General features: G+C 49.3%; 21 protein-coding genes. 17 read left to right on the forward strand and 4 right to left on the reverse strand.

The window, feature by feature from the left end:
- The first annotated feature begins 30 nt into the window (after nt 1-30).
- Nucleotides 31-1,206: a Gfo/Idh/MocA family protein gene (locus tag CWM47_RS24895; protein WP_100990964.1), complete on the forward strand. Its 1,176-nt coding sequence runs from the start codon at nt 31-33 to the stop codon at nt 1,204-1,206.
- A gap of 174 nt (nt 1,207-1,380) precedes the next feature.
- Here CWM47_RS24895 and CWM47_RS24900 read toward each other — a convergent pair whose 3' ends face one another.
- Nucleotides 1,381-1,830, reverse strand: coding sequence for a hypothetical protein (locus CWM47_RS24900; RefSeq protein ID WP_240625461.1), 450 nt, complete (start codon nt 1,828-1,830; stop codon nt 1,381-1,383).
- Nucleotides 1,831-2,377: 547 nt separating this feature from the next.
- Between CWM47_RS24900 and CWM47_RS24910 the strand changes: the two genes are divergently transcribed.
- On the forward strand, nt 2,378-3,733 hold the full coding sequence (locus tag CWM47_RS24910) for a sigma-54-dependent transcriptional regulator (protein ID WP_100994042.1): 1,356 nt from the start codon (nt 2,378-2,380) through the stop codon (nt 3,731-3,733).
- Between the two features lie 75 nt (nt 3,734-3,808).
- On the opposite strand, the gene CWM47_RS24915 is transcribed toward CWM47_RS24910, so the two are convergent.
- Entirely contained in the window at nt 3,809-5,197 is a 1,389-nt protein-coding gene (locus tag CWM47_RS24915) for a pyridoxal phosphate-dependent decarboxylase family protein (RefSeq protein WP_100990968.1), read from the reverse strand.
- A gap of 507 nt (nt 5,198-5,704) precedes the next feature.
- On the opposite strand from CWM47_RS24915, the gene CWM47_RS24920 reads away from it, so the two are divergent.
- A complete protein-coding gene (locus CWM47_RS24920; protein ID WP_100990970.1) occupies nt 5,705-5,785 on the forward strand; it encodes a potassium-transporting ATPase subunit F in 81 nt (26 codons plus the stop codon).
- 138 nt (nt 5,786-5,923) lie between these two features.
- Complete coding sequence (gene kdpA / locus CWM47_RS24925; RefSeq protein ID WP_100990972.1) at nt 5,924-7,630, forward strand: potassium-transporting ATPase subunit KdpA; 1,707 nt, start codon at nt 5,924-5,926, stop codon at nt 7,628-7,630.
- On the opposite strand, the gene CWM47_RS24930 is transcribed toward kdpA, so the two are convergent.
- Together CWM47_RS24930 and CWM47_RS24935 are read right to left on the reverse strand one after the other, a co-directional pair.
- Nucleotides 7,617-7,982 carry a toxin-antitoxin system TumE family protein gene (locus CWM47_RS24930; protein ID WP_100990974.1) on the reverse strand — a complete coding sequence of 122 codons (366 nt, stop codon included), beginning with the start codon at nt 7,980-7,982 and terminating at the stop codon, nt 7,617-7,619. The two genes, kdpA and CWM47_RS24930, sit on opposite strands and share 14 nt — an antisense overlap.
- Entirely contained in the window at nt 7,979-8,275 is a 297-nt protein-coding gene (locus CWM47_RS24935; RefSeq protein WP_100990976.1) for a hypothetical protein, read from the reverse strand. The genes CWM47_RS24930 and CWM47_RS24935 overlap by 4 nt, the downstream gene beginning before the upstream one ends.
- A gap of 31 nt (nt 8,276-8,306) precedes the next feature.
- Here CWM47_RS24935 and kdpB point away from each other — a divergent pair, with 31 nt between their 5' ends.
- From kdpB to CWM47_RS25000, 13 genes are all read left to right on the forward strand, one after another.
- Nucleotides 8,307-10,406, forward strand: coding sequence for a potassium-transporting ATPase subunit KdpB (gene kdpB / locus CWM47_RS24940; RefSeq protein ID WP_100990978.1), 2,100 nt, complete (start codon nt 8,307-8,309; stop codon nt 10,404-10,406).
- 129 nt (nt 10,407-10,535) lie between these two features.
- The gene (locus tag CWM47_RS24945) at nt 10,536-11,099 is read left to right on the forward strand and encodes a K(+)-transporting ATPase subunit C (RefSeq protein ID WP_100990980.1); all 564 of its coding nucleotides are present in this window, start codon (nt 10,536-10,538) and stop codon (nt 11,097-11,099) included.
- 63 nt (nt 11,100-11,162) lie between these two features.
- Nucleotides 11,163-12,302 carry a porin gene (locus tag CWM47_RS24950; protein WP_100990982.1) on the forward strand — a complete coding sequence of 380 codons (1,140 nt, stop codon included), beginning with the start codon at nt 11,163-11,165 and terminating at the stop codon, nt 12,300-12,302.
- A gap of 130 nt (nt 12,303-12,432) precedes the next feature.
- Nucleotides 12,433-13,557, forward strand: coding sequence for a sensor protein KdpD (locus tag CWM47_RS24955; RefSeq protein WP_100990984.1), 1,125 nt, complete (start codon nt 12,433-12,435; stop codon nt 13,555-13,557).
- 120 nt (nt 13,558-13,677) lie between these two features.
- A complete protein-coding gene (locus tag CWM47_RS24960; protein ID WP_100990986.1) occupies nt 13,678-15,480 on the forward strand; it encodes a sensor histidine kinase in 1,803 nt (600 codons plus the stop codon).
- A gap of 237 nt (nt 15,481-15,717) precedes the next feature.
- On the forward strand, nt 15,718-16,551 hold the full coding sequence (locus CWM47_RS24965; RefSeq protein ID WP_100990988.1) for a ThuA domain-containing protein: 834 nt from the start codon (nt 15,718-15,720) through the stop codon (nt 16,549-16,551).
- Between the two features lie 132 nt (nt 16,552-16,683).
- Nucleotides 16,684-16,962 carry a hypothetical protein gene (locus tag CWM47_RS24970; protein WP_100994043.1) on the forward strand — a complete coding sequence of 93 codons (279 nt, stop codon included), beginning with the start codon at nt 16,684-16,686 and terminating at the stop codon, nt 16,960-16,962.
- Nucleotides 16,959-17,423: an RNA polymerase sigma factor gene (locus CWM47_RS24975; RefSeq protein ID WP_100990990.1), complete on the forward strand. Its 465-nt coding sequence runs from the start codon at nt 16,959-16,961 to the stop codon at nt 17,421-17,423. Before CWM47_RS24970 ends, CWM47_RS24975 begins: the two co-directional genes overlap by 4 nt.
- Nucleotides 17,414-18,022, forward strand: coding sequence for a hypothetical protein (locus CWM47_RS24980; protein WP_100990992.1), 609 nt, complete (start codon nt 17,414-17,416; stop codon nt 18,020-18,022). Before CWM47_RS24975 ends, CWM47_RS24980 begins: the two co-directional genes overlap by 10 nt.
- A 226-nt stretch (nt 18,023-18,248) precedes the next feature.
- On the forward strand, nt 18,249-19,172 hold the full coding sequence (locus tag CWM47_RS24985; protein WP_100990994.1) for an SMP-30/gluconolactonase/LRE family protein: 924 nt from the start codon (nt 18,249-18,251) through the stop codon (nt 19,170-19,172).
- A gap of 174 nt (nt 19,173-19,346) precedes the next feature.
- Complete coding sequence (locus tag CWM47_RS24990) at nt 19,347-20,273, forward strand: YihY/virulence factor BrkB family protein (protein ID WP_100990996.1); 927 nt, start codon at nt 19,347-19,349, stop codon at nt 20,271-20,273.
- 121 nt (nt 20,274-20,394) lie between these two features.
- Nucleotides 20,395-22,812, forward strand: a complete 2,418-nt coding sequence (locus CWM47_RS24995; RefSeq protein WP_100990998.1) for a PAS domain-containing sensor histidine kinase — start codon at nt 20,395-20,397, stop codon at nt 22,810-22,812.
- Nucleotides 22,813-22,947: 135 nt separating this feature from the next.
- Nucleotides 22,948-24,489 carry a YifB family Mg chelatase-like AAA ATPase gene (locus CWM47_RS25000; protein WP_100991000.1) on the forward strand — a complete coding sequence of 514 codons (1,542 nt, stop codon included), beginning with the start codon at nt 22,948-22,950 and terminating at the stop codon, nt 24,487-24,489.
- Nucleotides 24,490-24,524: the final 35 nt, after the last annotated feature.

The following is a 24,524-nucleotide window of genomic DNA, read 5'->3' on the forward strand; positions in this document are numbered from 1 at the left end:
GCTAATTCACCCTATCACTCTTTCACATTTATGAACTCACCGCAAGGCGCAAATCGGCGCAACTTTATTAAGGAAACCCTTGCTACAGCCGCTGGTCTGGTTGTGCTGCCCTCACTTCCTATTGAAACCATTGGCGCTCCTGCTATTCTGCGGACTGGCGCATTGGGGAGCGATACCATGCCTGTAGCCGCATCGCGGATTCGCTTTTCGGTTATCGGGATTAACCACGGTCACATTTATTCGCAGGTCGAAGCCGTAATCCGGGGTGGGGGCGAACTCGTTTCGTTCTTCGCCAAAGAGGCTGATTTAGCCGCAGCTTTTGCCAAGCGATACCCGCAGGCAAAGCAGGCTAAAATGGATAACGAAATTCTGGACGATAAATCCGTTCAGCTTGTTCTTACGTCCGGCATCCCCGAAGATCGGGCACCGCTGGGTATCCGCGTGATGAAGGCCGGGAAGGATTTTATGTCCGACAAACCCGGTATTACGACCCTTGAGCAACTGGCCGAAGTCCGTAAGGTACAGAAAGAGACGAAGCGTATTTACTCGATCATGTACAGCGAACGGCTCGAAAATCGGGCAACGGTTAAGGCGGGCGAACTGGTTAAATCGGGGGCTATTGGCAATGTCATTCAAACCATCGGGCTGGGACCGCACCGCATGACGCCCAAATCGCGCCCGGACTGGTTCTTCGATAAAAAGCAGTTTGGCGGTATCATATGCGATATTGGCTCCCATCAGTTCGATCAGTTTCTGTTCTTTACCGGCTCCAAAAAAGCCGATGTGGTAGCCTCGCAGGTGGGCAATGTTCACTTCCCGCAATACCCGAAGTTTGAAGATTTCGGCGATGTCATGCTCCGGGGTGATGGCGGTATGGGCTACATTCGGGTCGACTGGTTCACCCCCGACGGACTCAAAAGCTGGGGCGATGGTCGCCTGACCATCCTTGGAACGGAGGGTTTTATTGAACTACGCAAAAACGTCGACCCCGCCGGGCGCGAAGGCGGCAATCACCTGATCATCACCGATAATAAAGAATCCCGCTACATCGACTGTAGCAAAGAGCCGCTGCCCTACGGCGAGCAACTGGTAAACGATGTAATCAACCGCACCGAAACGGCCATGTCGCAGGAGCATTGCTTTATGGCTACGGAGCTGGCACTGCGGGCGCAGAAGCAGGCGCAGGTGGTGAATTTTAAGAAGTAGGTTTTACTACCGGCACCGGCCGCCCGGCCCCAACTGAAGCGGTGGACCGCCCCCTCCTAAAACAGGAGGGGGCTTTTTAACGGAGTATCTTTTGCCCTTGTCTAGATCTGTGCGTACACGGAATTGAGGAAGAGTTCTTGAGTGTTAGTGTCTGTAAGAGTTGCGGGTAACCGTTTATGCTGCCGCGACAATAACTGTCATATAGTAATTTATGCAATGTAAAACGCTTAGCAATAATAATTTTTCATTAGTAAAGTTGTCAAAGTTTTGAGTTGTTTCGATAGTATAGTCAAAATTAAGTTTGCTCCACTTAAAATCAGTTTCAGCTACCATTAACTCTTCATTGTTATCATCAAGTAACACAAACTTATTGCTCAAAAGCCCTTTTAGTTTTAATAAAAAGTGTTTTTCTTCATTATCGAAGTATGTCTTGATAACTATCCCCTTCCAACCCATTTTAAATTCCAATAAGATTGCTTCTCCTTCTTTTAATTCAATAGTTGACTCCCAAAACCCTCTAGGCTCAAGCTGATATTCCTTGCCATTAGTCATCAGAATTTTAGCGGCAAAAGAATACCATTTTTGATAAATTAATTCGCCTATTTTCTCATTGTCAAATGTCAAGGTGAAATTGTGAGAATTTGTCGAATTTGATCTGTAATGTCCCATTATATTATTGATTTATTTTGTCATTTTAAGGTTCGTTCTTTGCCTGACCTCTAACGGTTTGGAGCTTAGCGATAGTGAAACTCGTTTGCCTCAAACGCCTACTAACATAAATTACAAATAATCAATTATTTACTGCCGTGAGGGCGGTAACCACCTGATCATCATCGACAATAAAGGGTCCGCTACATTGACTATGGCAAAGAGCCGCTGCCCTACGGCGAGCAACTGGTAAACAATGTAATTAATCGTACCGAAACCGTCATGCCCCAAGAGCACTGTTTCATAGCTACGAAGCTGGCACTTAAAGCGCAGAAACAGGTACAGATGGTTAATTTAAAAAAATGATCTGGTAGATTTGGGCGAGATTCAGACTGGCGTGGGTTTGAACCCACGCCTTTTAGTATGGCCAGCATTTGCTGGCATGTTAGCTGGATCATAAGCGCCAGTGAAAACTGGCTGTACTAAAGGCACGGGTTCAGACCCGCGCCAGTCCCTCAAACTAGTGGCTGCTACGATCTTACTTATTGACGACGAAGCCCGGTTGCGTCAACTCCTTGCCCGGATTCTGCAACTCGAAGGCTATACCATACTGGAAGCCGAAAACGCCCGCGCGGGCCTGAAAGTCCTCGAACGCGAAGAGGTGCAGTTGGTTATCAGCGACGTAAAACTGCCTGATAAAAACGGAATTGACCTCTCCGCACAAATCAAAGAACTCTATCCGGCTACCGAAATTATCGTATTAACGGCCTACGGAACTATTTCAGACGGGGTGACTGCCATCAAAAACGGCGCGTTCGATTACATCACTAAAGGCGATGATAACGACCGGATTATTCCGCTGGTGAGTCGGGCGGTGGAGAAAGCCAACTTACAGTTCAGGATTAAGCAGCTTGAGCAGCAGGTAAGTAAACGGTATGGTTTCGAGCGGATTATTGGCCGGTCGAAACCCATCCATCAAGCCATTGACCTGGCTCGTAAAGTCGCCGTGACCGACACTACCGTGTTGCTGACGGGCGAGACAGGCACCGGCAAAGAAGTTTTTGCGCAGGCTATTCATCAGGCTAGCCCACGCCGAACAGGACCGTTTGTGGCGATCAACTGTGGCGCATTAGGGAAAGATATTCTGGAAAGTGAACTGTTCGGTCACCGCAGTGGGGCGTTCACCGGGGCCAATCGCGATCAGAAAGGGCTCTTCGCCGAAGCCAATAAAGGCACTATTTTTCTGGATGAGATTGGCGAAATGCCACTCGATTTACAAGCAAAACTATTGCGCGTTCTCGAAACGCACGAGTTCCTGCGGGTAGGGGATACAAAGCCCACCAAAACCGATGTTCGGGTCATTGCCGCCACCAACCGGGGGTTGGAGGAGGAAGCTAATGCCGGTCGGTTTCGGCTGGATTTGTATTACCGATTATCGGTGTTCAGTATCGAATTACCACCCCTCCGCGACCGACGTGACGACATTTCTGATTTGGCGAATCAATTTGCCCAGCAGGAAGCGGCCAAAGTTGGGAAACGTGATGTTCGGCTCAGTCCTGTTTTTTTGCTCAAACTACAGAACCACAGGTGGAAAGGCAACATCCGGGAGTTGAAAAATGTCATTGAGCGGGCGGTGATCCTCGCCGACGCACCCAGTAACGGCCCTATTGAACTTACCCCCGATCTATTACCCTACGACATGCAGGAAGGACTATTGCCGAATGACCCTACTGCACTTGATCTAGCCACCGTTGAGCAACAGCACATTCGGCGGGTGCTGCGCCAGACCAACGGCAACAAAACAGAAACCGCCCGGCTGCTGGGTATCGGCTTGACAACACTCTACCGGAAACTTCAGGAAGCGGGGATTGGAGAGTGAGCTGGTGGAATTGTGTACTGAGTGAAGTAGTAAGAGTATTCGTGATGTCGGGTTCTCAAACTCCCACCATTTCACTCACTTCACCATTTCCTCAAAAACCATTGCTACATCCTCATCCGTTGTGCGCCAGTTGACGAAAGCGGCTCGTATACCCGCGCGGCCCCGGTAAACGGTAGGCGTCATAAACACCAGACCCGTATTGTTTAGAGTGGTCAGAAAGGTTTTGACCTGCTCCGGCTCGGCATCTCTTAACGAAAAACAGACCGTATTAAGCCGGACAGGGGCTAGTAGTTCGAAAACGTCGCTGTTAGCCAGTTTCTCACCGAAGGACTGAGCCAGCCGGATGTTGGTTTCTACAATGGCCTGATAGCCCGCTTTGCCATACGCCATCAGGCTAAACCACGCGGGTAACGCCCGCAATCGTCGTGAGCTTTCGGGCACCAGCGTCTGGTAATTTACGTGCGTCAGCAAATCGCCCAGATAGGGACTGTTGAGGGGTTGTAGGGTTTCGACGTGTAGTTGCCGATGTTTTGCCTGCATGAAGAAAATGGCACTGTCGTAAGGAACGTTCAGCCATTTGTGGCAGTCGATGGTGATGCTGTCGGCTTGTTCCCAACCGACCACCAGATGCTGGTAGGCTGGTGAGCAAGCGGCAAATCCACCAAATGCACCATCGACGTGCCACCAGAATTTATATGTTTCTTTTAGCTTACCAATGGCCACCATATCGTCAAAATCAACCGTATTCACGGTTCCGGCGCTCGAAATCAGAATAGCCGGTTGGCCGTTGAGGTTTTTTAGTTTATCGGCTAAATCGCTGACATCCATAGCTTCCCGATTGCCGTCGAGGTACTTGATCCGGGTAACATTGTTTCGGCCAATACCCAGCATCGCCAGCGACTTGACCGCCGATGCATGGGGCTCTGCCGATAAGACCGTGATACCCGGCACCATACCATCGTTGGCAATGTCGGCGCCGAGTTGCTGACCTGCCCACTGCCGGGCAACGGTCAGGCAGGTGAAATTCGACATGGTAGCTCCGCTCACAAAACCGCCCAGATAGGTATCGGGCAGGTTGAACAGTTGCCGCAGGAGTTGAATGGTTTCCAGTTCAATAGTTGCCGAAATATCACCCTGTCCCGCCGTGGCAAAGGAGCATTGATCGAAAACGGTGGCCAGCCAATCGCCCACAATAGAGGCCGGTGTAGTGCCGCCAATAACAAATCCCCAATAGCGTGGCCCTGACGAGGCTACAATGAGTTGCCGCAACCGTTCATTAAATGCATCGACCGCGCTAAGCGCACCAATTCCCTGCGTCGGTAATTGATTGTCGGTTAGGTCGATAGTAGAACCGTTACTTGTCTTCAGGGTATTGAGCGCGTTCAGGTACGCTAAACTTTCGGTCTTTGCCCGTTCGAGAAGTGCAGCCAGATCAGCCAAATCCTGTTGTAGTGGAGAGGTCATATTGTCGAACAGGTTTTCGTATGGAGAAATGGTGTGTAAAATAAGCTAAAAACGGGAGACAGACACAGTTAAAACGGCAATTGACACGCCACAGGATAAAGGATAGGTATGGGTCAACCTGATGGCTTACCAAAATGAAAAACTGACCCTACCAAAATGGTAGGGTCAGTTTTTTTGAATTGCTTGGTAAAGTCCTCTTTTTCTTTATAAGTGATTGAAAATGAGAAAATTGATCATCACTGTTATTTGATTTCTTTTTTCTGGACAGTTTCTTGGCATACCCCATTCGACTGTTTATTACAAACGCTAAATCAATATGGGTACTCTCTTGCTTCTCGTCGCGTCAGCAATCGTCTGCTTCGCTTTTTTCTACAAAGCCATCGAATGGTTCGAACGAATTTAAAGAGCGAAATCGGACCGCCGAAGCGGAGTGAATGAGCGAAAGAATGAAAAACTGGCTCATCCACTCTTTCACTCTTTCACTCTTTAAGAAATGCTCACAAAGAAATGCTCACAGGCTTATTCATCATCGCACTACTGGTCTTCGCGTACATGCTCTATGTACTTATCAAACCAGAGAATTTTTAACCTGAACATCCCGCTCAAAGGGTGTTTCTGTTGAGTGGATGGCAGGCGATAAACGCCATATCTTGGAGATATGGCGTTTATCGCCTGCCATCCACTCAACAGAAACACCAGCCAAAGTGGTACAACACACATACAAAAATGTCAACTGAATTAATGGGTGTTTTGGTCATGTATGGATTAACCGTCCTGCTGGCCATTCCGATGGGCAAGTACATTGCCAACGTCTTTAAACCAGAATCTGCCAACGGACCCTTCGAGCGGTTCATTTATCGCCTTGGGGGGATTGACCCCACCCGCGAAATGAGCTGGAAAGAAAACCTCGTAGCCCTGCTAACGATCAACGTGGTCTGGCTGGCGGTTGCTTTTACGCTACTGGTTTTACAGGGAATCCTGCCGCTTAACCCCGACGGAAATCCGTCCATGACACCCGATCTGGCGTTCAATACGGCCATCAGTTTTATGGTCAACTGCGATTTACAGCACTATTCCGGCGAATCGGGTCTGACCTATCTAACGCAGCTGTTCGTCATCAACTTTCTGATGTTTACGTCGGCAGCAACGGGTATTGCCGCTTTACTGCTGATTGTTCGGTCGTTTCTACCAAAAGTGGTCGATACGGTGGGAAACTTCTATGTCTTCTTTGTAAAGGCCATTACGCGGATTTTATTGCCGGTTGCGTTTATCGTGGCTGTTCTGCTGGTCTTTAACGGAACACCCGCCAGTTTCGAAGGGAAAGACAGCATCATTTCCATGCAGGGCGATACAATGGCGGTTTCGCGCGGACCGGCGGCTGGTATGATTGCGATCAAACACGTAGGCACGAATGGGGGCGGCTGGTTTGGGGTCAACTCAGCGCACCCCCTCGAAAACCCCAACTATTTTACCAACATGGTCGAGATGGTGGCGCAGGTGTTGCTGCCTATTGCCATGCTGTTTGCGCTGGGATTCCTGATCAACCGTCGGCGGTTTACGTGGGTAGTATATGGCGTCATGACACTCGGTATGCTCTGTCTGCTAATTCCCACCATCGTGACCGAAGTACACGGCAACCCGGCCATTGCTCAGATGGGTATTAGCCAGCCAACCGGCGCGATGGAAGGGAAAGAGGTTCGGTTTGGCCCGATGGCATCGGCCTACTGGAGCATCGTAACAACGATCATTTCGACCGGCTCGGTAAACTCCATGCACGATTCGTCGATGGCGCTGTCGGGCACGATGGAATTGCTGGGCATGATGACCAACGCCTTCTATGGTGGTTGTGGCGTCGGCTTCCTGAACTATTACTATTACCTCATCATTGCCGTCTTCATTTCGGGTTTGATGGTGGGGCGGACACCGGAGTTTTTCGGTCGGAAAGTCGAAGCGCGGGAAATCAAGATTGCGTCTATCGTGGCGTTGCTGAGTACGCTGCTGGTAAAAGGAGGTACAGCCCTTGCCGTGTGGTTCTTTGTCAAATACCCCGATGCATCGACCTGGACGGTGAAACCATCGGCCTGGCTCAATAACCCCGGCAGCCATGGTTTCTCGGAGATACTTTATGAATTCACATCGGCGAACGCCAACAACGGATCGGGCTTTGAAGGACTGGGCGACAATAACTTTTTCTGGAATTATACCACGGGCATTGTTCTGATTCTGGGACGCTTTATCCCGATAATTGGTCCCGTTGCGATTGCCGGGTTGCTGGCCCGGAAGAAGTACGTACCGGAATCGGCGGGTACACTGCCGACAGATACGGGCACGTTCGGGCTGATGACCTTCGCAGTGATTCTCATCATTACCGCCCTGTCGTTCTTCCCGGCCCTGGCACTTGGCCCACTGGCCGAATACTTTAGTCTGAAGTAAGCGGATGAGCTAACTGGCTGGCGATGAAGGCGAGGACTTTTTCCAGCGTCATGGGCTCTGCGGGCTGGACATTTTCTTCCGAACCAATGTGCTGATGATGGGGTGAAGTTTCGAGGATAGGAACAGGGTGGGCATTGTCCCAGCGATGAATAAACTGATGCGTAGCGCTCTGCCAGTGATAGGAATAGTCGATCCAGCCGGTAGCAATGATGTAATTTTCTCGGACATGTAAAACGGACTGGTCTGACAGGGTAAGTTGACCCCGCACCTGCGTAATCTCTGGACGATTTACTGGTTCAAATGAAGATGATAAGACAATTATATGGCGAAATGAATAAAGATCATACGTCATTTTGTTAGCCAGGTCAATCGTTTTTCAACGCCCCGCAATACGGTAAGTTCAGCTCGCCAGTCCATACTGTCATCTTCACGCTCGAAGAGCCCAAACTGAGTTAACTCATTAAAACGGCTGTAAAATTCTTCATAACTCATGCCATATTTTTTTTCAAAAACAGCAATGGCTTCTACGCTTATTTTGAGTTCGTGCAGAAGCTCCTCGCGTGCTTTTTTAATGGCATAGTCAGTGCTGGAGGCATAGCCCATCTCATGAAAGATGTTCTCAACGGAGGCTTCTTCAACTGTCATAACGAATTACATTTTTATCAAAGATACAAAAATGGCAAAGCAAAATTCATCCCCGTCATTGTTCCAGCGTGAGCTTGTTGGTACAGCCATACGGGAATCGTTTGTCAAACTTAACCCGACCATTCTGATCAAGAATCCGGTCATGTTCACCGTCGAAATCGGCACCGTCGTGATGGTGCAGGTAACAGCATACATCGCCGTTACGGGCGATACGACGCAAGGCTCATTAGGCTATAACATTGCCATTACGCTGATCCTGTTACTCACGATTCTGTTCGCCAACTTCGCCGAGGCTATTGCCGAAGCACGGGGAAAAGCACAGGCTGAATCACTCCGTAAGACGCGGCAGGAAACACCGGCTAAAGTCATTCGTCCGGTCGGCAATATGTATACGAATGAGCGGTCGGAGAGCCGCACCACCGACGTTTCGGTGCAGATTATCTCCTCCGCACAACTTGTAAAAGGCGATGTGTTTCTCTGCGAAACAGGCGATATCATTCCCTCCGACGGTGAGATCATCGAAGGGCTGGCCACCATCGACGAATCGGCCATTACGGGCGAATCGGCCCCGGTTATTCGGGAAGCGGGTGGTGATAAATCGTCGGTCACGGGTGGAACAAAAGTGCTGTCTGACCACATCAAAGTGCGGGTGACAACCCAGCCGGGGGAGTCATTTCTGGACAAAATGATTGCGCTGGTGGAAGGGGCTACCCGGCAGAAAACACCAAACGAAATTGCCCTGACGATTCTGCTGGCGGGCTTTACCCTGATCTTCATTATCGTTTGCGTCGCGCTGAAACCCTTCGCCGACTATGCGAATACCCCCATTACCATTGCAGCCCTGATCTCACTGTTTGTGTGTCTGATTCCAACGACCATCGGCGGACTGCTGTCAGCCATTGGCATTGCGGGTATGGACCGGGCTTTGCGCGCCAACGTGATCGCCAAATCGGGTAGGGCGGTGGAAACGGCCGGCGATATTGACACGCTGCTGCTGGACAAAACCGGAACGATCACTATTGGTAACCGGAAGGCAACGAACTTCTATCCGGCTCCGGGCATCTCTGAAGAAGATATGATTCGGGCGTCAGCCCTGAGTTCACTCGCCGACGAAACGCCAGAGGGGAAATCCATCGTTGAACTGGCCGGGCCGAAAGTAACTTCGCGGTTATCGACCGAAGGATCAACGATGATCAAGTTCACGGCTGAAACGCGCTCTTCGGGGATTGATATGCCCGGCGGCATCAATGGGTCGCAGATACGCATTCGGAAAGGAGCGACGGATTCCATTCGGAACATCGTCACGAAAGCGGGCAATCTATTTCCAGTAGAAACGGAAAATCAGGCGAAAAAAATTGCGGGTAACGGTGGTACGCCCCTGGTTGTGATTGAAAACGAGCAGGTACGGGGTGTTGTCGAATTGCAGGATATTATCAAGCCCGGTATCTCGGAACGTTTCGACCGACTTCGGAAAATGGGTGTCAAAACCGTGATGGTTACCGGCGATAATCCCCTGACTGCCAAGTTTATCGCCGAAAAAGCCGGGGTGGATGATTACATCGCTGAAGCCAAGCCGGAAGATAAGATGAACTACATCCGACACGAGCAAAACGGCGGTAAACTGGTAGCCATGATGGGCGATGGGACCAACGACGCCCCCGCACTGGCCCAGGCCGATGTAGGTGTTGCCATGAACTCCGGTACACAGGCCGCCAAAGAAGCGGGCAACATGGTCGACCTCGACAATGACCCGACCAAGCTGATCGAAGTGGTTGAAATTGGCAAACAGTTGCTCATCACACGCGGCACGCTAACGACCTTTTCGATTGCCAACGACGTCGCCAAATATTTCGCTATCGTGCCAGCATTGTTCGTCGTGTCGATTCCTGCCTTGCAGGCTATTAACATTATGAAACTACACAGTTCGGAATCGGCGATTCTGTCGGCGGTGATTTTCAACGCCATCATCATCCCAATGCTGATCCCGCTGGCCCTGCGTGGGGTTGAATACAAGCCCATTGGCGCGTCGGCACTGCTCCGTCGGAACCTGTTTATTTACGGTTTGGGTGGTGTTGTAGCTCCTTTTATTGGTATCAAATTGATTGATCTGGTGGTGGGGTTATTTGTGTAGCGCCGGGCGTCCCGCCCGGTAAGGACTGACCTTAATAGCAACGTCGAAGCCATCCATACTTGAATTAATTGGATGGGATAAAAAACAAACTTTTATCATAAACAGCCGGGCGGGACGCCCGGTACTACAATGAAAAATCACATCTCACCAGCCATTCGGCTTACGCTTGTTCTGCTGGTTGTTCTCTCCATTATTTATCCGCTCGTTATCGCCGGTGTTGCCAGGTTAGCGCCGGGAGAAGGGAAAGGCGAAACAGTTAATGTTAACGGTAAAGTCGTTGGCTATGCGCTGGTCGGTCAGAAGTTTACCGAAGATCGGTATTTTGACAGTCGCCCGTCGGCGGTAGAGTACAATGCTGCGGGATCGGCCGGGTCGAACAAAGGGCCTTCCAATCCTGATTATCTGAAAGTGGTTCAGGCGCGTATCGACACGTTTATGGTGCATAATCCGGGCGTGAAAAAAGCCGATATTCCGGCTGAACTGGTTACGGCATCCGGCTCGGGATTAGACCCTGATTTGTCGCCCGCAGCGGCTAAAATTCAGGTGGCGCGTATTGCCAGCGTTCGGGGTATCAGCGCCGAAATGCTGAATCAACTTGTAGACGAACACACAAAAGGCCCGTTGGTGGGCTTATTTGGCCCATCGACGGTGAACGTTCTGAAGTTGAACGTGGCACTGGACGAATTGAAATGAATTATTGTACCCAACAGCTGGAAACTCTTGGGTACGATATAATTTGAGTACAACAAAACAACCATGAAAAGTAAAGCGTACATTTTTATAACTACAGCCTGTTCGGTGCTGTCTATACCGGTACTGGCACAAACGGTTATGGATTCTACCAGCACTACATCACAGGCGGCACCTCAATCGGGACTGACGTTCTCGGGTTACGTCGAAGCTTATTACACCCACGATTTCACGGCACCGAAAACGAGTCAGGAACGGCCGGGATTTTTATACAACCACAAGCGAAACCGGGAAGTAAATGTAAACCTGGCTTTTGTGAAAGGAGCATATGTCAGCGAGCGCGTCCGGGCGAATCTGGCTATACAGGTGGGGACTTATGGGCAGTATAATTATGCCGCCGAACAGCCCTTGCTAAGAAACGTGTATGAGGCCAACGTGGGCGTGAAATTGAGTAAAACGAAAGACCTGTGGCTTGATGCCGGAATTTTCTCGTCGCACATCGGCTTCGAAAGCGCGATTTCGAAAGATTGCTGGACGTTGACACGGAGCATACTGGCCGAAAATTCACCCTATTATTTATCGGGAGCCAAGCTTACATATAATACGCCTAATGGAAAATGGACATTGCTGGGTTCGGTACTGAACGGCTGGCAGCGGATTGCCAAACTGCCGGGTTATTCCGGGCCGTCAATCAGTACACAGATTCAATATAAGCCGAGTGCCAATCTTGTCCTGAACTGGAGCACATTCATTGGCAGCGACCGCCCCGATTCGTTAAAGCAGGCCCGTTTCTTCAATAATTTCTACGCGATCATTAACCCAAATGGAAAATTCAGTACGATTCTGGGCTTTGATATTGGGTCGGATCGGAAGCCGGTTGGTGCCGATGGTCGTCGGGTAGGTTCAGGAAGTTATATGTGGTATTCGCCGGTGGCCATTGTGCGGTATTCGGTGAGTGATGCCGTGAAACTGGCTGGTCGGGTTGAGTATTATGACGATAAAAGCGGAGTTATCATTGCTACGGGCACACCTGATGGATTTAAAACATGGGGGTACTCGCTCAATTTCGATTACTTTATTCTGCCCAACGCGGTCTTTAGAATCGAAGGAAAAGTATATGATAGCCGGGATGCTATCTTCGAATCAAAGACCAATCCAAGTAAAACAAACACCTCACTGACGACGAGTTTGGCGGTAAGTTTTTAAATATTCTAACACAGAGATTTTGGGACACAGAGATTCACTGAGACGCACGGAGATACACAGAGATTTAATAAAAAACTTTTCTGTGTATCTCCGTGCGTCTCAGTGAATCTCTGTGGCAAAAAAAAACACCATGAACCCGAACGACCAGAACGCCGAGCATTTTCTGAACCTTCTCCGCCAGTCCCGGCGGGGGAAGTTCAAGGTTTATATTGGGATGAGTGCAGGCGTGGGTAAATCATACCGGATGTTGCAGGAAGCGCATGCGTTGCTACGGGCTGGAATCGACGTAAAAATCGGATTCATCGAAACGCACAACCGAGCCGAAACACAGTCACTTATTGCGGGACTTCCCATCATTCCACGCCGTACGTTGTTTTATAAAGGGCGCGAACTGGATGAACTGGACTTACAGGCCGTCGTCAACCTGCATCCCGAACTGGTCATTGTTGATGAACTGGCGCATACCAACATTCCCGGCTCGAAAAACGAGAAACGCTGGCAGGATGTCGTCGAGATCCTGGAAGCTGGTATCAATGTCATTAGCGCCGTGAACATTCAGCATATCGAAAGCCTGTACTCGTCGGTTCGCGGCATTACGGGCATCGACGTGACCGAGCGGGTACCCGACCGGATTTTGCAAATGGCCGATGAGGTGGTAAACATCGACCTGACCGCCGACGAACTGATTACCCGGCTCAAAGACGGAAAAATTTATGATCGGGCGAAGGTGCAAACCGCGCTGAGTAATTTCTTTCAGCCCGAAAAGATTCTGCAGCTGCGCGAACTGGCGCTACGTGAGGTAGCCACGGCCGTTGAGCGCAAGATTGAAACGTCGGTACCATCCAATTTGAAGGCCAAGCCGGAGCGGTTTATGGCGGCTATCAGTTCCAATCATGAGATTGCCCGGCACGTTATTCGCAAAACCGCCCGGCTGGCGGCTTATTATAACTCGCGCTGGTTTGTGCTGTATGTGCAAACACCCTCCGAAAGCTCTGACCGTATTAAACTCGATCTGCAACGCCATTTAATTAACAATCTCAAACTGGCAACCGAACTTGGCGCAGAGGTTATTCAGGTGAAAGACCGTAACATTGTTAACAGCATCATGGCCGAAGTTGAGAAACGAAACGTGACAACGGTCTGCATTGGAAAGCCGCACCTTACACTCATTCAAATCATCTTGAGAACCAATGCCTTCAATCAGCTTCTCACCAAACTGTCGGGGTCCAATACCGACCTGATTATACTATCCTAATGGAAAACAGATCATTATGATTTTTATGAGCAAAAATGATTGTTCGTAAGCGGCTCTAAAAAGATCATTCCTGATCATAAAAATCATAATGATCCGTGTTCCCTTCAATGCCTACCACAGATGACTATCAAAAGCAAAATAGCAGCCGCTCTGGCCTTTATGTTCGCCATTGTTATAACCCTGGGCGGTTTGGGAGCATATTATCTGAATGAGCTATCCAACGATTCGCAGGCGATTTTGAAAGACAATTACATCTCGCTCGAATATGCCAGCAATATGCAAAAGGCATTGGCGATGATTACCAATCCAGTTGAGAAAGACCCGGAAGGTATACCCGAGTTTGATCGGAACCTGAAAAAACAGGAGGCTAATGTAACTGAAGTGGGCGAGAAGGAAGCCACCGTAAAACTGCGCCAGGAGTTTAGTCGATTACGAAGTGGCGCCAATGACCCGCTCGTCATTGCGCATGTCCAGCAGCAGCTCTTTACGCTCGATGACCTTAACCGACAAGCAATTGTCCGTAAGAACGAGGTGGCCAAGCAAACGGCTAAAGATGCTCTCTCATGGTTGGCTGTTGTTGGTACAGTGTGTTTTTTAGTCCTGTTTTCGTTCATAATCAACTTTCCAGGTTATGTAGCCAATCCCGTTCGCGAGCTAACGCGGGGTATCAAACAGGTCGCCAAACGAAATTTTGAAGAGCGATTGCATATTGATTCCAGCGATGAGTTCGGCGATTTAGCCCGATCCTTTAACTCAATGGCGCAAAAGCTGGACGAATATGAACACTCAAATCTGGCGCGGGTGCTGTTCGAAAAGCGCCGTATCGACACACTCATTCGGATTATGAGCGAAGGCATTGTGGGCATGGATGAGAACAAGCGCATTTTGTTTGCCAACCCGGTGGCCTGCCGGTTGCTGGGTGTTCAGGAGTCGCAATTGTTGGGGCAGTATGCGCCAGATGTAGCCGCGTCGAATGACCTGATGCGTACACTTATTCAGGATGTTATGACTGGAAACGCGACAGAGTCCGAACGAAATGGTTTCCTGAAAATATATGATCAGGGTGTGGATGAACCCGGTAAAGAAAGTTATTTCAACCGGCGGACGCATACCGTTGAGGTGACCCGAACCGGCGAAGAGCAACCTCAACTGGCGGGTTATGTGATGGTTCTGGAAAACATAACGCCCTACAAAGAGCTTGATCTGGCCAAAACCAACTTCATCGCTACCATATCGCACGAGCTTAAAACCCCGCTATCAAGCAGCAAAATGAGCCTTAAGTTATTGGAAGACAGTCGAGTAGGGGAGTTAAATGACGAACAAAAAGCGCTTCTTGCCAATGTTGGCGACGACATAAACCGGCTGCTTAATCTAACCGGCGAATTGCTCAACATGGCCCAGGTTGAATCGGGGCAGATTCAACTGAATATTCAACCCGTTGCTCCGGCCGACATTGTCAATTACGCTACGAATGCCCTTCGGGTAGCTGCCGAAAATAAACACATTTCACTGGCGGTAAAGGCTCCCGAAACGTTGACTGTTGTGCTTGCCGACCCCGACAAGGCATCCTGGGTACTGGTCAACTTTCTTTCCAATGCCATCCGGCACAGTCCTGCCGATGGTGTTATTGAGATAGAGGCCCGGCAAGTTGATGCATTCGTTGAATTTCGGGTGCGCGATCATGGCTCGGGTATCCGGCCCGAACACCAGAACAGGGTATTTGATCGCTATTTTAAAGCGCCCGGTATAACTGGAAATGGTAATGGATCTACACTTGGAGGAACAGGCCTTGGCCTGGCGATTTCGAGCGAATTTATTCAGAGTATGAATGGTCAAATTGGTCTGGATACGACCGTTACGGATGGAGCCGCTTTCTTTTTTCGACTGCCCATCGACCAGGAGTTGGTGAATACGCGTAGATAAGTTGGGGTAGGTGCTTATATGTTTTACCACCGATATTACCACCCCCAACCCCCTCCTAAAACAGGAGGGGGCTATGCAAAAGGGTATTTCAGTCTCGTCTCCAACTATATAAAACTATATAAAGAAGGGACTAGGACAAGAATAACCCGTTACAAAGCCCCCTCCTGTTTTAGGAGGGGGTTGGGGGTGGTCGGGCCGGTAAATGGCTGGTTATTAAAACTTACTTTATAGCAGAAGATGAATCGAATCAGTACAGTCGCCTTTGTTTGTTTATTCCTGAGTTTGATCATCCCGACTCATAGCCACAGCCAATCGGTTAACTGGAAAAAAGTGAAGGTGCTGGTTTTTACCAAAAATGGCAAAGGCTACGTTCACGATAATATTCCCAATGCCGTTCTGTGCATTCAAAAGCTTGGTAAGGAAAATGGGTTCTCCGTCGATGTGTCCGACCAGCCAGTTGTCTTTTCTGAAGATAATCTGAAAAAGTACACCCTTCTTGTTTTTCCCAGTACTAACAACGACGTGTTCGATACTGATGCCCAGCGGCTGGCTTTCCGGCGGTATATTGAAGCGGGAGGTGGATTTGTTGGTATCCATTCGGTAATGGGTACGGAGCGAAACTGGACCTGGTTCAAGCGCATGATCGGTGGTACATTTGCCTGGCACCCTAAATTTCAGAAATTTACGGTTGAGGTGATCGACACCAAAAACACGTCGATGCAGGGCTTGCCCAAGGTCTGGCAAAAGGAAGATGAGTTTTACTTTACGAAGGATATGTCGCCCGGACCGACGGTGATTATGGCCAATGATTTGACCACGCTCAACGACGAGCCCGAGAAAGTGAAACAGTTCGAAGGTTCCTATACAAAGCTGTACCCATCGGCCTGGTATTATAATTTCGATGGCGGCTATACCTGGTGTACAACCCTCGGCCATGCCAAAACAGATTACGAAAGCGACGCTACGTTTATCAAACACATCTTTCAGGGCATCCGTTACGTAGCCGGGCAGGTCACGAAAATCGACTATAACAAAGCCTACGCCGATTCAAGGGATACACCCATCCGGTGAGTTCATGGCCGTAAGTACGCAAATGGATAATGAACTGAGCGGGTGGCCATTCTACACTGTACATTTATTTAGGTACCTACTGTAACAAATCGTTTGTTTTTCGTACTAATGGATCAAAAACCAGACTGTACCATGCAAACACGTATAAATACACTGAAGTGGGCTTCCTGTCAATATGCTCACCAACCCCTCGACCAGCTAACGGATGAGCAACTACTTGTTCGGCGGACCAAAAATCGGCAGGCGCTCGGTGTTGTCGCTATGTTCATGGCATTAATGGTTGTGATGGCCTTTGTACTGGACGGGTATCTGGTAGCAGCCTGCACATCGGTTATGATTCCTGCCCTCGACGATTACGAGAAGAAACGAAAAGCCATCAAGAGAGAATCGCGCAAACGAAACCTACGTTGACGCTACAGGACGAGTTTATCGAACAGATACAAAAACACCAGGCGTTACTCAACAAACTGGTGTTTCTGTATGCTGATCAGACCGAAGACCGGCACGACCTGCATCAGGAGATTTTACTACAGGCCTGGCGGTCGTATCCTACTTTTCGGGGAGAGGCCAAATTCTCGACCTGGCTCTACCGGGTTGGCTTAAATGTGTCTTTGACCAAACTCAATGATAAAAAACAGCAACTGTCTGCTGAACTGGAGGATACTATTCAGAGTCCGCCAGCTTCGTTTGAGTCCGATGATCACCTTCGGCACATACTCCAGCAGTTTAACACACTGGATAGAACCCTGCTTGTGATGAGTATGGACGGTTATACAAACGACGAAATCGCGGAGACACTAGGCATCAGATCAGGCAATGTACGCACGAAACTGCATCGACTCCGCCAAAAAATAGAGACACTATGGGTCTGACTGATCGCTGGGAAAATATGAATTGGCAAATGTCGGAGTTTTCGTATGCGAAAGCCGATTTGCTGACCGAACTTAAAAAACAATCGAAAAGCGATATTGCCAAACTGCTGAATGTCTATAAGCGGCAGTTTGCAGGGATGTTAGTGTTGACAGTTGTCACGCCCCTGTTTGCCTTGTTAAAACCGAACGACTTGGAATACGTAGTATCAATTGGCATTGTCTGGTCATACTGCCTGATCCTGAGTGTGTTCTTGACTATCAAATTCATTCGCTTTAAACTGCCGGACCTCTCACTCCGAACATCCAATGCCATTCGAGCATCGCTCGTATTTGTGCGTGAAGTCAACTCATTTCAAGGTGATTTTATCGCTCTTTATGCGCCTATTTTGTTTTTAGGTAGCCTGCTGGCTATACTTACCTACGGTGGGAAACGGTTGTCAATCATTTTTTCAGATCCCTTTTCAATAATGGTTATCGTTGTCTCAACCCTGTTGATTATCTGGGCAGCTAAGATCATGAAACGGTTTCTGATTAGTGGCCGCTGTATAACAATGATTGCGAAACTGGAGGAATATCTGCAACTACTGGAACAACCCTGATCTCGAAAAATTTAAGCTATACTCTCCTGGAGCCGCTGGTGAGTGTTGGTTAGTTAGACTATTTGAAAATTGTTGGTAACCATTGATTATCAAGGTAGTGATTACTAGTTAGTCAAACATAACTTACTAATCGACAGGTAAATAAACAGATGCCGGGATTAGTTTTATGCCTTTGGTCGCTTACTGCTTATAGAAATAGAAATTTACCTAGAAGTTACGCTCGCACATGAACAATTACATCCGGTCCGGATTTATGGTGGCAATCTTCCTGACTGTATCCGGGAAGCTATTTAGCCAATCGACTACTATGCCAGAGGTTGCTACAGAAACCATTATTGCGCCGAACGCCACACTTCAGAAAATTTCCAGCCAGTTTAAATTTACCGAAGGCCCGGCCGCCGATAAAACCGGAGCCGTTTACTTTACAGACCAGCCTAACGATAAAATCTGGAAGTATGATGTTGATGGCAAGCTGTCACTTTATATGGACAAAACGGGCCGCTCCAACGGCATGTATTTCGACAAAAAAGGAAATCTGATTACCTGCGCCGACGAAAAAAACGAGATATGGTCTATTAGCCCGGATAAAAAAATTACCGTTCTGTTTACCGATTTTCAAGGGCACAAGGTAAATGGTCCCAATGATTTGTGGATTTCTCCTAAGGGTGATATCTACTTCACCGACCCGTATTACCAGCGCGATTACTGGGAGCGGAAAGCTCCGGAAATCGACGGACAGAAGGTCTATTTTCTGGCTAAAGGTAAAAAAGAGGCAGTCATCGTTGATGCCGACTTAAAGCAACCCAACGGTATTGTTGGCACGCCCGATGGGAAGCACCTGTTTGTTGCCGACATTCGGGATAACAAGACGTACAAATACGACATACAGGCCGACGGCAGCCTGAAAAACCGCCAGCTTTACGTGAGCCAGGGCTCTGATGGTATGACGCTTGATGACAAGGGCAACCTCTACCTGACAGGTAAGGGTGTTACAGTATACGGCCCGGATCGGGTAAAAATTGAGACGATTCCGGTGCCTGCCGGTTGGGTTGGCAATATCTGTTTTGGTGGAAAAGACCGTAGTATGCTGTTTATTACGGCATCGGATTCGGTCTTTACGCTTCAAACGAAAGTAAAAGGGGCGAAATAAAGGTAAGTTTCTGACGCGCTGGCGCGGACATTCGCCCGTGCCTTTGTATGAGCGCGAGTATAGACTCGCTGTATTATCGGGATCGCCGGATGCCCGCTCGCTTACACAAATGAGCGTCACTGTAACTCTATCACTCCACAAACGGTTGTTCATGCGTATCCAACCGTTACGCTGTTGAAAAAAGTCGCGCCTATTTTTCTGCTCCTGAAACAAGCTTTCACCAGTTTGCAGGCTAATGACCCTGTCCGGATGGCCGGAGCAACGGCATTCTTTTCATTCTTTGCCCTGCCGCCCATTGTTATTATTCTGAGCAACGTACTCAGTCTATTGTTCAATGACCACTATCAGCGCGTGAGCGGTCAATTGTTCGATGAACTGGCTGATCTGTTCGGACCTAAAAGTGCGAATCAGCTGGAAGATATTTCACATCGCCTTCAACTTCCCAAGCCAGGCATTGCCCTCACAATACTCAGTTTTGTTTTGTTGTTTGTGGCCTCAACTACCTTATTTGCCATTCTCAAAAACTCGCTCAACCAACTCTGGAATGTTAAGAAAAAGGCAGGAGGAAATTTTCTGGCCATCGTAACCGACAAGCTGATTGCTCTGGCTATTATTCTGGGTTCCGGCTTGCTATTCAGTTCGTTCTTAGCGTTTGAGCAGTTGATGGTTCAGGTAAGTAATCGTCTGTCTATCGGTTCGTTGACGTATTATCGGGGTATTGCTGGCCTTGGACATTTGCTAGTGTCCATCTTGATTCGCACCGTCTGGTTTGCTATTCTGTTTAAGTTTTTGCCTGATGTTCGAACCGCCTGGCGAGCGGTTTGGCTGGGGGCTTTTTTTACAAGCTGTCTGTTCAAGCTAGGTGAGGGTGTACTGAATTATCTCCTGATTAACAGTCAGGTAGGGTCGCTTTATGGCAAGGCAGGGGCTATTATCCTGCTGTTGTTATTTGTCTTTTACGCTTCACTGATGTTTTATTATGGCGCAGCCTTCACCCGGCAATTCAGTGAATGGACGCACTTAGCCGCAGAGCCTAATGAAGGGGCCATAGCCTACACGATCACCGAAATTGACCCCCTGGAAACTAAAGAGGGAGAGTAGGCCGGGGCTAGTGTTGTCAATTATCTGCCTTGTCTGTTTATTTGCCACCTTAATCTATAGAAGATTATACAGTTGCGCTTTTTTTCGAGTATTTTGGGCCGATATTACTGACTTTATCTGAATGGCGGGCAACGACAAAAGCGCTGATGAGGAGCTAAACGCCCTGAAAGAAGAGCTTCAGCGAGTTAAACAGCAAACGAGTTCCGTTCTGGAAGCCGTTGGTATTGGCCTATGGACGCTGTTACCCCATCAAAACGTTATTCGTTGGGACGAACAGTGTCAGAGAATTTATAACTGGCCGCAGGCGTCTGTTCCGATAGGGGAGTTTATGGGGCGTATTCATCCTCATGACTTGCCCCGGTTGCTCTCGCTGATGAGTAACCCGCTTAGCAACGAAACGAATAAACCCACAACGATAGAATACCGAATTACGAGCCCGGTTGATGACATCATGCGCTGGATACGGATCACAGGCCGGGTTACCATGCAGTCGTCGGGAATAATAAATTATTTTACGGGTACTGCACAGGATATTTCCGACGAAAAACGAAACGAAGCAGCCCTGAAACGGATCGAGCAACGGTTTCAGATGGCCTTCACAAGCGCATCTGTCGGTGTCGTTATTCTGGATACACAGAGTAATATTCAACTTTTCAATAAAGCTTTCGCCGATTTAGTCGGGTACTCACAAGCTGAATTGCTCGATAAACACTTTAAGGCCATCAGCCATCCCGACGATGTAGAGGAGAATATGGCGCTGGTGCAGCAACTGATGCGTGGAGAGTCGAGTTCCTATGTGCTCAACAAGCGGTATGTACATAAAAATGGCAACGTCGTTTGGGCACAGGTCAGTTCGGCCCTGATTCGGGATGAAGAGGGGAAGCCAGACAGTTTTATCAATATCGTTCAGGATGTTACAACCGAGCTACAGGCACAGGCTGAACAAAAAAAGTTACTTTCCTTGTTGAGAGTCGGAGAGAAAAGCCTGCGGGAAGCTATCGATCTGGCTGAGTTGGGAACATTTGAAATCAACCTCGCCGAAGAAACAATCGTGCTGTCTGAGCGGGCTAAAGGCTGGCTTGGTTTTGACCGGGATGACGTGCCCGGCCTGAACCAGGTACTCGATACAATTCGGGATCGGAATAGTTTGGAGTCTGCTCTGCGGCATACCCTGAACAGTGGTCTGGATACAGCCATGGATATTGAATACTGGGCTGTAAATCGGCAGACCGGGCAGGAGCGGCTATACCACGCACAGGGGCAGGTCGTTCGCTATCAGCCGGGCGAGTCTGCTCTTTTGCTGCGGGGCGTTTTTAAAGATATCACCGCTCAGCGGCAGTATGCGCAGGATCTCGAACAGCAGGTTCAGGGACGCACACAGGCACTTGAACGGGCAAATATCCTCGTTAGTAAACAGGCCGATCAACTTCGATTTGTGACCAATAGCGCACTCACAGCTATTGCGCTGTACTCTATTGTACGCCATCAAACCACTGGCGAAGTGGTTGATTTGCGGTATGAACTCATCAATCAGATGGCGCTGCGTATGACCGGGAAGCAGGCTGCCGAATTAATTGGTCATACAATGCTGGAGGTATTTCCGGGTATGCCGTCTACACCTATCTGGAGCCGCTATCTGGAACTGGCTCAAACCGGGATTCCCCTTCGTTATTACAACCATTACACGCAGGACGGGTACGATATCTGGTATCAGGTGCAGGGCGTTCGTCAGGGAGAGTTACTTGTTTTATCGTTCCTTGACATTACCGAACTCAAAAAGACGCAGCTTCAGCTCGAATCCCTCAACAAAGATCTACGGGAAGCCAATGATAACTTACAGCAGTTTGCGTTCGTAGCCTCGCACGATTTGCAAGAGCCTTTGCGGAAGATTCAGTCATTTGGCACCATCTTGCAGGAGCAGTATGCTGACCATCTGGGCGATGGTGCCGACCTGATTCGGCGGATGCAACTGGCTGCCGAACGAATGTCAGTCCTGATTAAAGACCTACTCACGTTTTCGCGCATTACCGCTAATCAGCTGCAAGCTAAAGACGTTCCGTTATCCCGCGTGGTTAGCCGCGTAATCGACGATCTGGAGGTTGTTATTGAGGAAGCCCACGCTACGCTGCAAATTGAGCCACTGCCCGCTATAAAAGGCGATGAGTCTCAATTGCGGCAACTGTTTCAGAATTTACTATCCAATGCCCTGAAATTTCGACAGCCAGACCGACCCTTAACGATTCGTATACGTACCCAGCCAGTAGCCGGAACGAGCCTGCCTGCTACGAGTAAACCCACGCGACAGGCGGCTATGTATCACCAGATAAGCCTCGAAGACAATGGTATCGGCTTCGATGAAATGTACCTGGATCGGATTTTTCAGGTCTTTCAACGGCTGCATACCAAGAGCCAGTATGCCGGTACGGGCATTGGGCTGGCCATTGTTCAGAAAGTAGTTGCCAACCATGGAGGAGCCATTACCGCCAGTAGCCAACCCGGTCAGGGGGCTACGTTCGTTGTTTACCTGCCAGTGAGTTGAGTTTCGTATCGAACAGCGTCCTGCTGTTCGATACAAATGAGCATTCCTGCAAAAAACGACCTCCCTGTTTTTTTATTGGACGCTAGTGCCGTAGTTTTGATACCCATCGCACCCAACCGTTTACTTATAGTCTTTATGTTAGCCAAAACATTCGGCGCAGCCGTATATGGTGTTAATGCCAGCCTCATTACCATTGAAGTCGTTGTTGCTCAGGGTTTACACTTTCATTTGGTTGGCTTGCCCGATAGTGCCGTTAAAGAAAGTGAACAGCGTGTGGAGGCTTCGTTAAAATTTTTCGGGTATCGAATGCCTCGTCAGAAGGTAGTGGTTAATCTGGCCCCCGCCGACATTCGGAAAGAGGGGTCGGCGTATGACCTGCCCATCGGACTCTGCGTCTTGCAGGCTTCGGAGCAAATTACCGTTACCCGTAATCTCGAAGACTACGTGATCATGGGCGAATTGGCCCTCGATGGCACGCTGCGGCCTATAAAAGGCGTATTGCCCATTGCGATCGAAGCCAGAAAACGCGGTTATAAAGGCTTTGTGCTGCCCGTCGAAAATGCACAGGAAGCATCCATTGTCAATCAGTTGGACGTTATTGGTGTGGCGACCATTCAGGAAGCCATCGATTTTTTTGAAGGCAAAAAAGACATCGTTCCCCTGGAGACCGATACGCGTGACTTGTTCATGAGTCAGATCAACGCCTACGATGCTGATTTCTCGCACGTGCAGGGGCAGGAGAATATTAAACGGGCTATGGAAATTGCGGCTGCCGGAGGGCATAACGTGATCATGATTGGCCCGCCGGGTGCGGGAAAAACCATGCTAGCCAAGCGTTTGCCCAGTATTTTGCCCCCGCTTACGCTACAGGAAGCCCTGGAAACAACAAAGATTCATTCGGTGGCAGGCAAGCTTGGCGCACGCGCTACCCTGATTGCCACCCGACCTTACAGGTCACCCCATCACACAATTTCCGACGCGGCTCTGGTAGGTGGGGGTAGCTTTCCGCAACCGGGCGAAATCTCTCTGGCGCATAACGGCGTGTTGTTTCTGGACGAACTGCCCGAGTTCAAACGCTCGGCGCTGGAGGTCATGCGGCAACCGCTCGAAGACCGAAAAGTGAGCATCTCACGGGCAAAATGGGCCGTTGAGTTTCCCGCCAGCTTTATGCTCATCGCCAGTATGAATCCATGCCCCTGCGGCTACTACAACCATCCCGAAAAAGAGTGTGTTTGCGGTCCGGGCGTAGTGCAACGCTATCTGGCCAAAATAAGCGGACCCTTACTCGACCGAATCGACCTGCACGTGGAGGTAACGCCCGTCTCGTTCGATCAGATGACGGCAAATCGGCCATCCGAACCCAGCGAGGTTATTCGCGAGCGGGTCATTCGGGCAAGAGAAATTCAAACCGCTCGATTTACCGACCATCCGGGCGTTTATTCCAACGCCATGATGCCCTCGCAACTGGTCAAGGAAATCTGCGTTATCAGCGATGCAGGGCGGGCCTTGCTCAAAACAGCGATGGAACGACTGGGTTTGTCGGCCCGGGCTTACGACCGGATACTGAAAGTGTCGCGCACGATTGCCGACCTGTCGGGCAGCGACGAAATCAAGATCGAACACCTGGCCGAAGCCATTCAATACCGGAGTCTGGACCGGGAGAGCTGGGCGGGTTGACAGGCGAACTTAAACTATACTGGATTACTTCTTTC

This window comes from Spirosoma pollinicola (assembly GCF_002831565.1).
GTDB lineage: Bacteria > Bacteroidota > Bacteroidia > Cytophagales > Spirosomataceae > Spirosoma > Spirosoma pollinicola.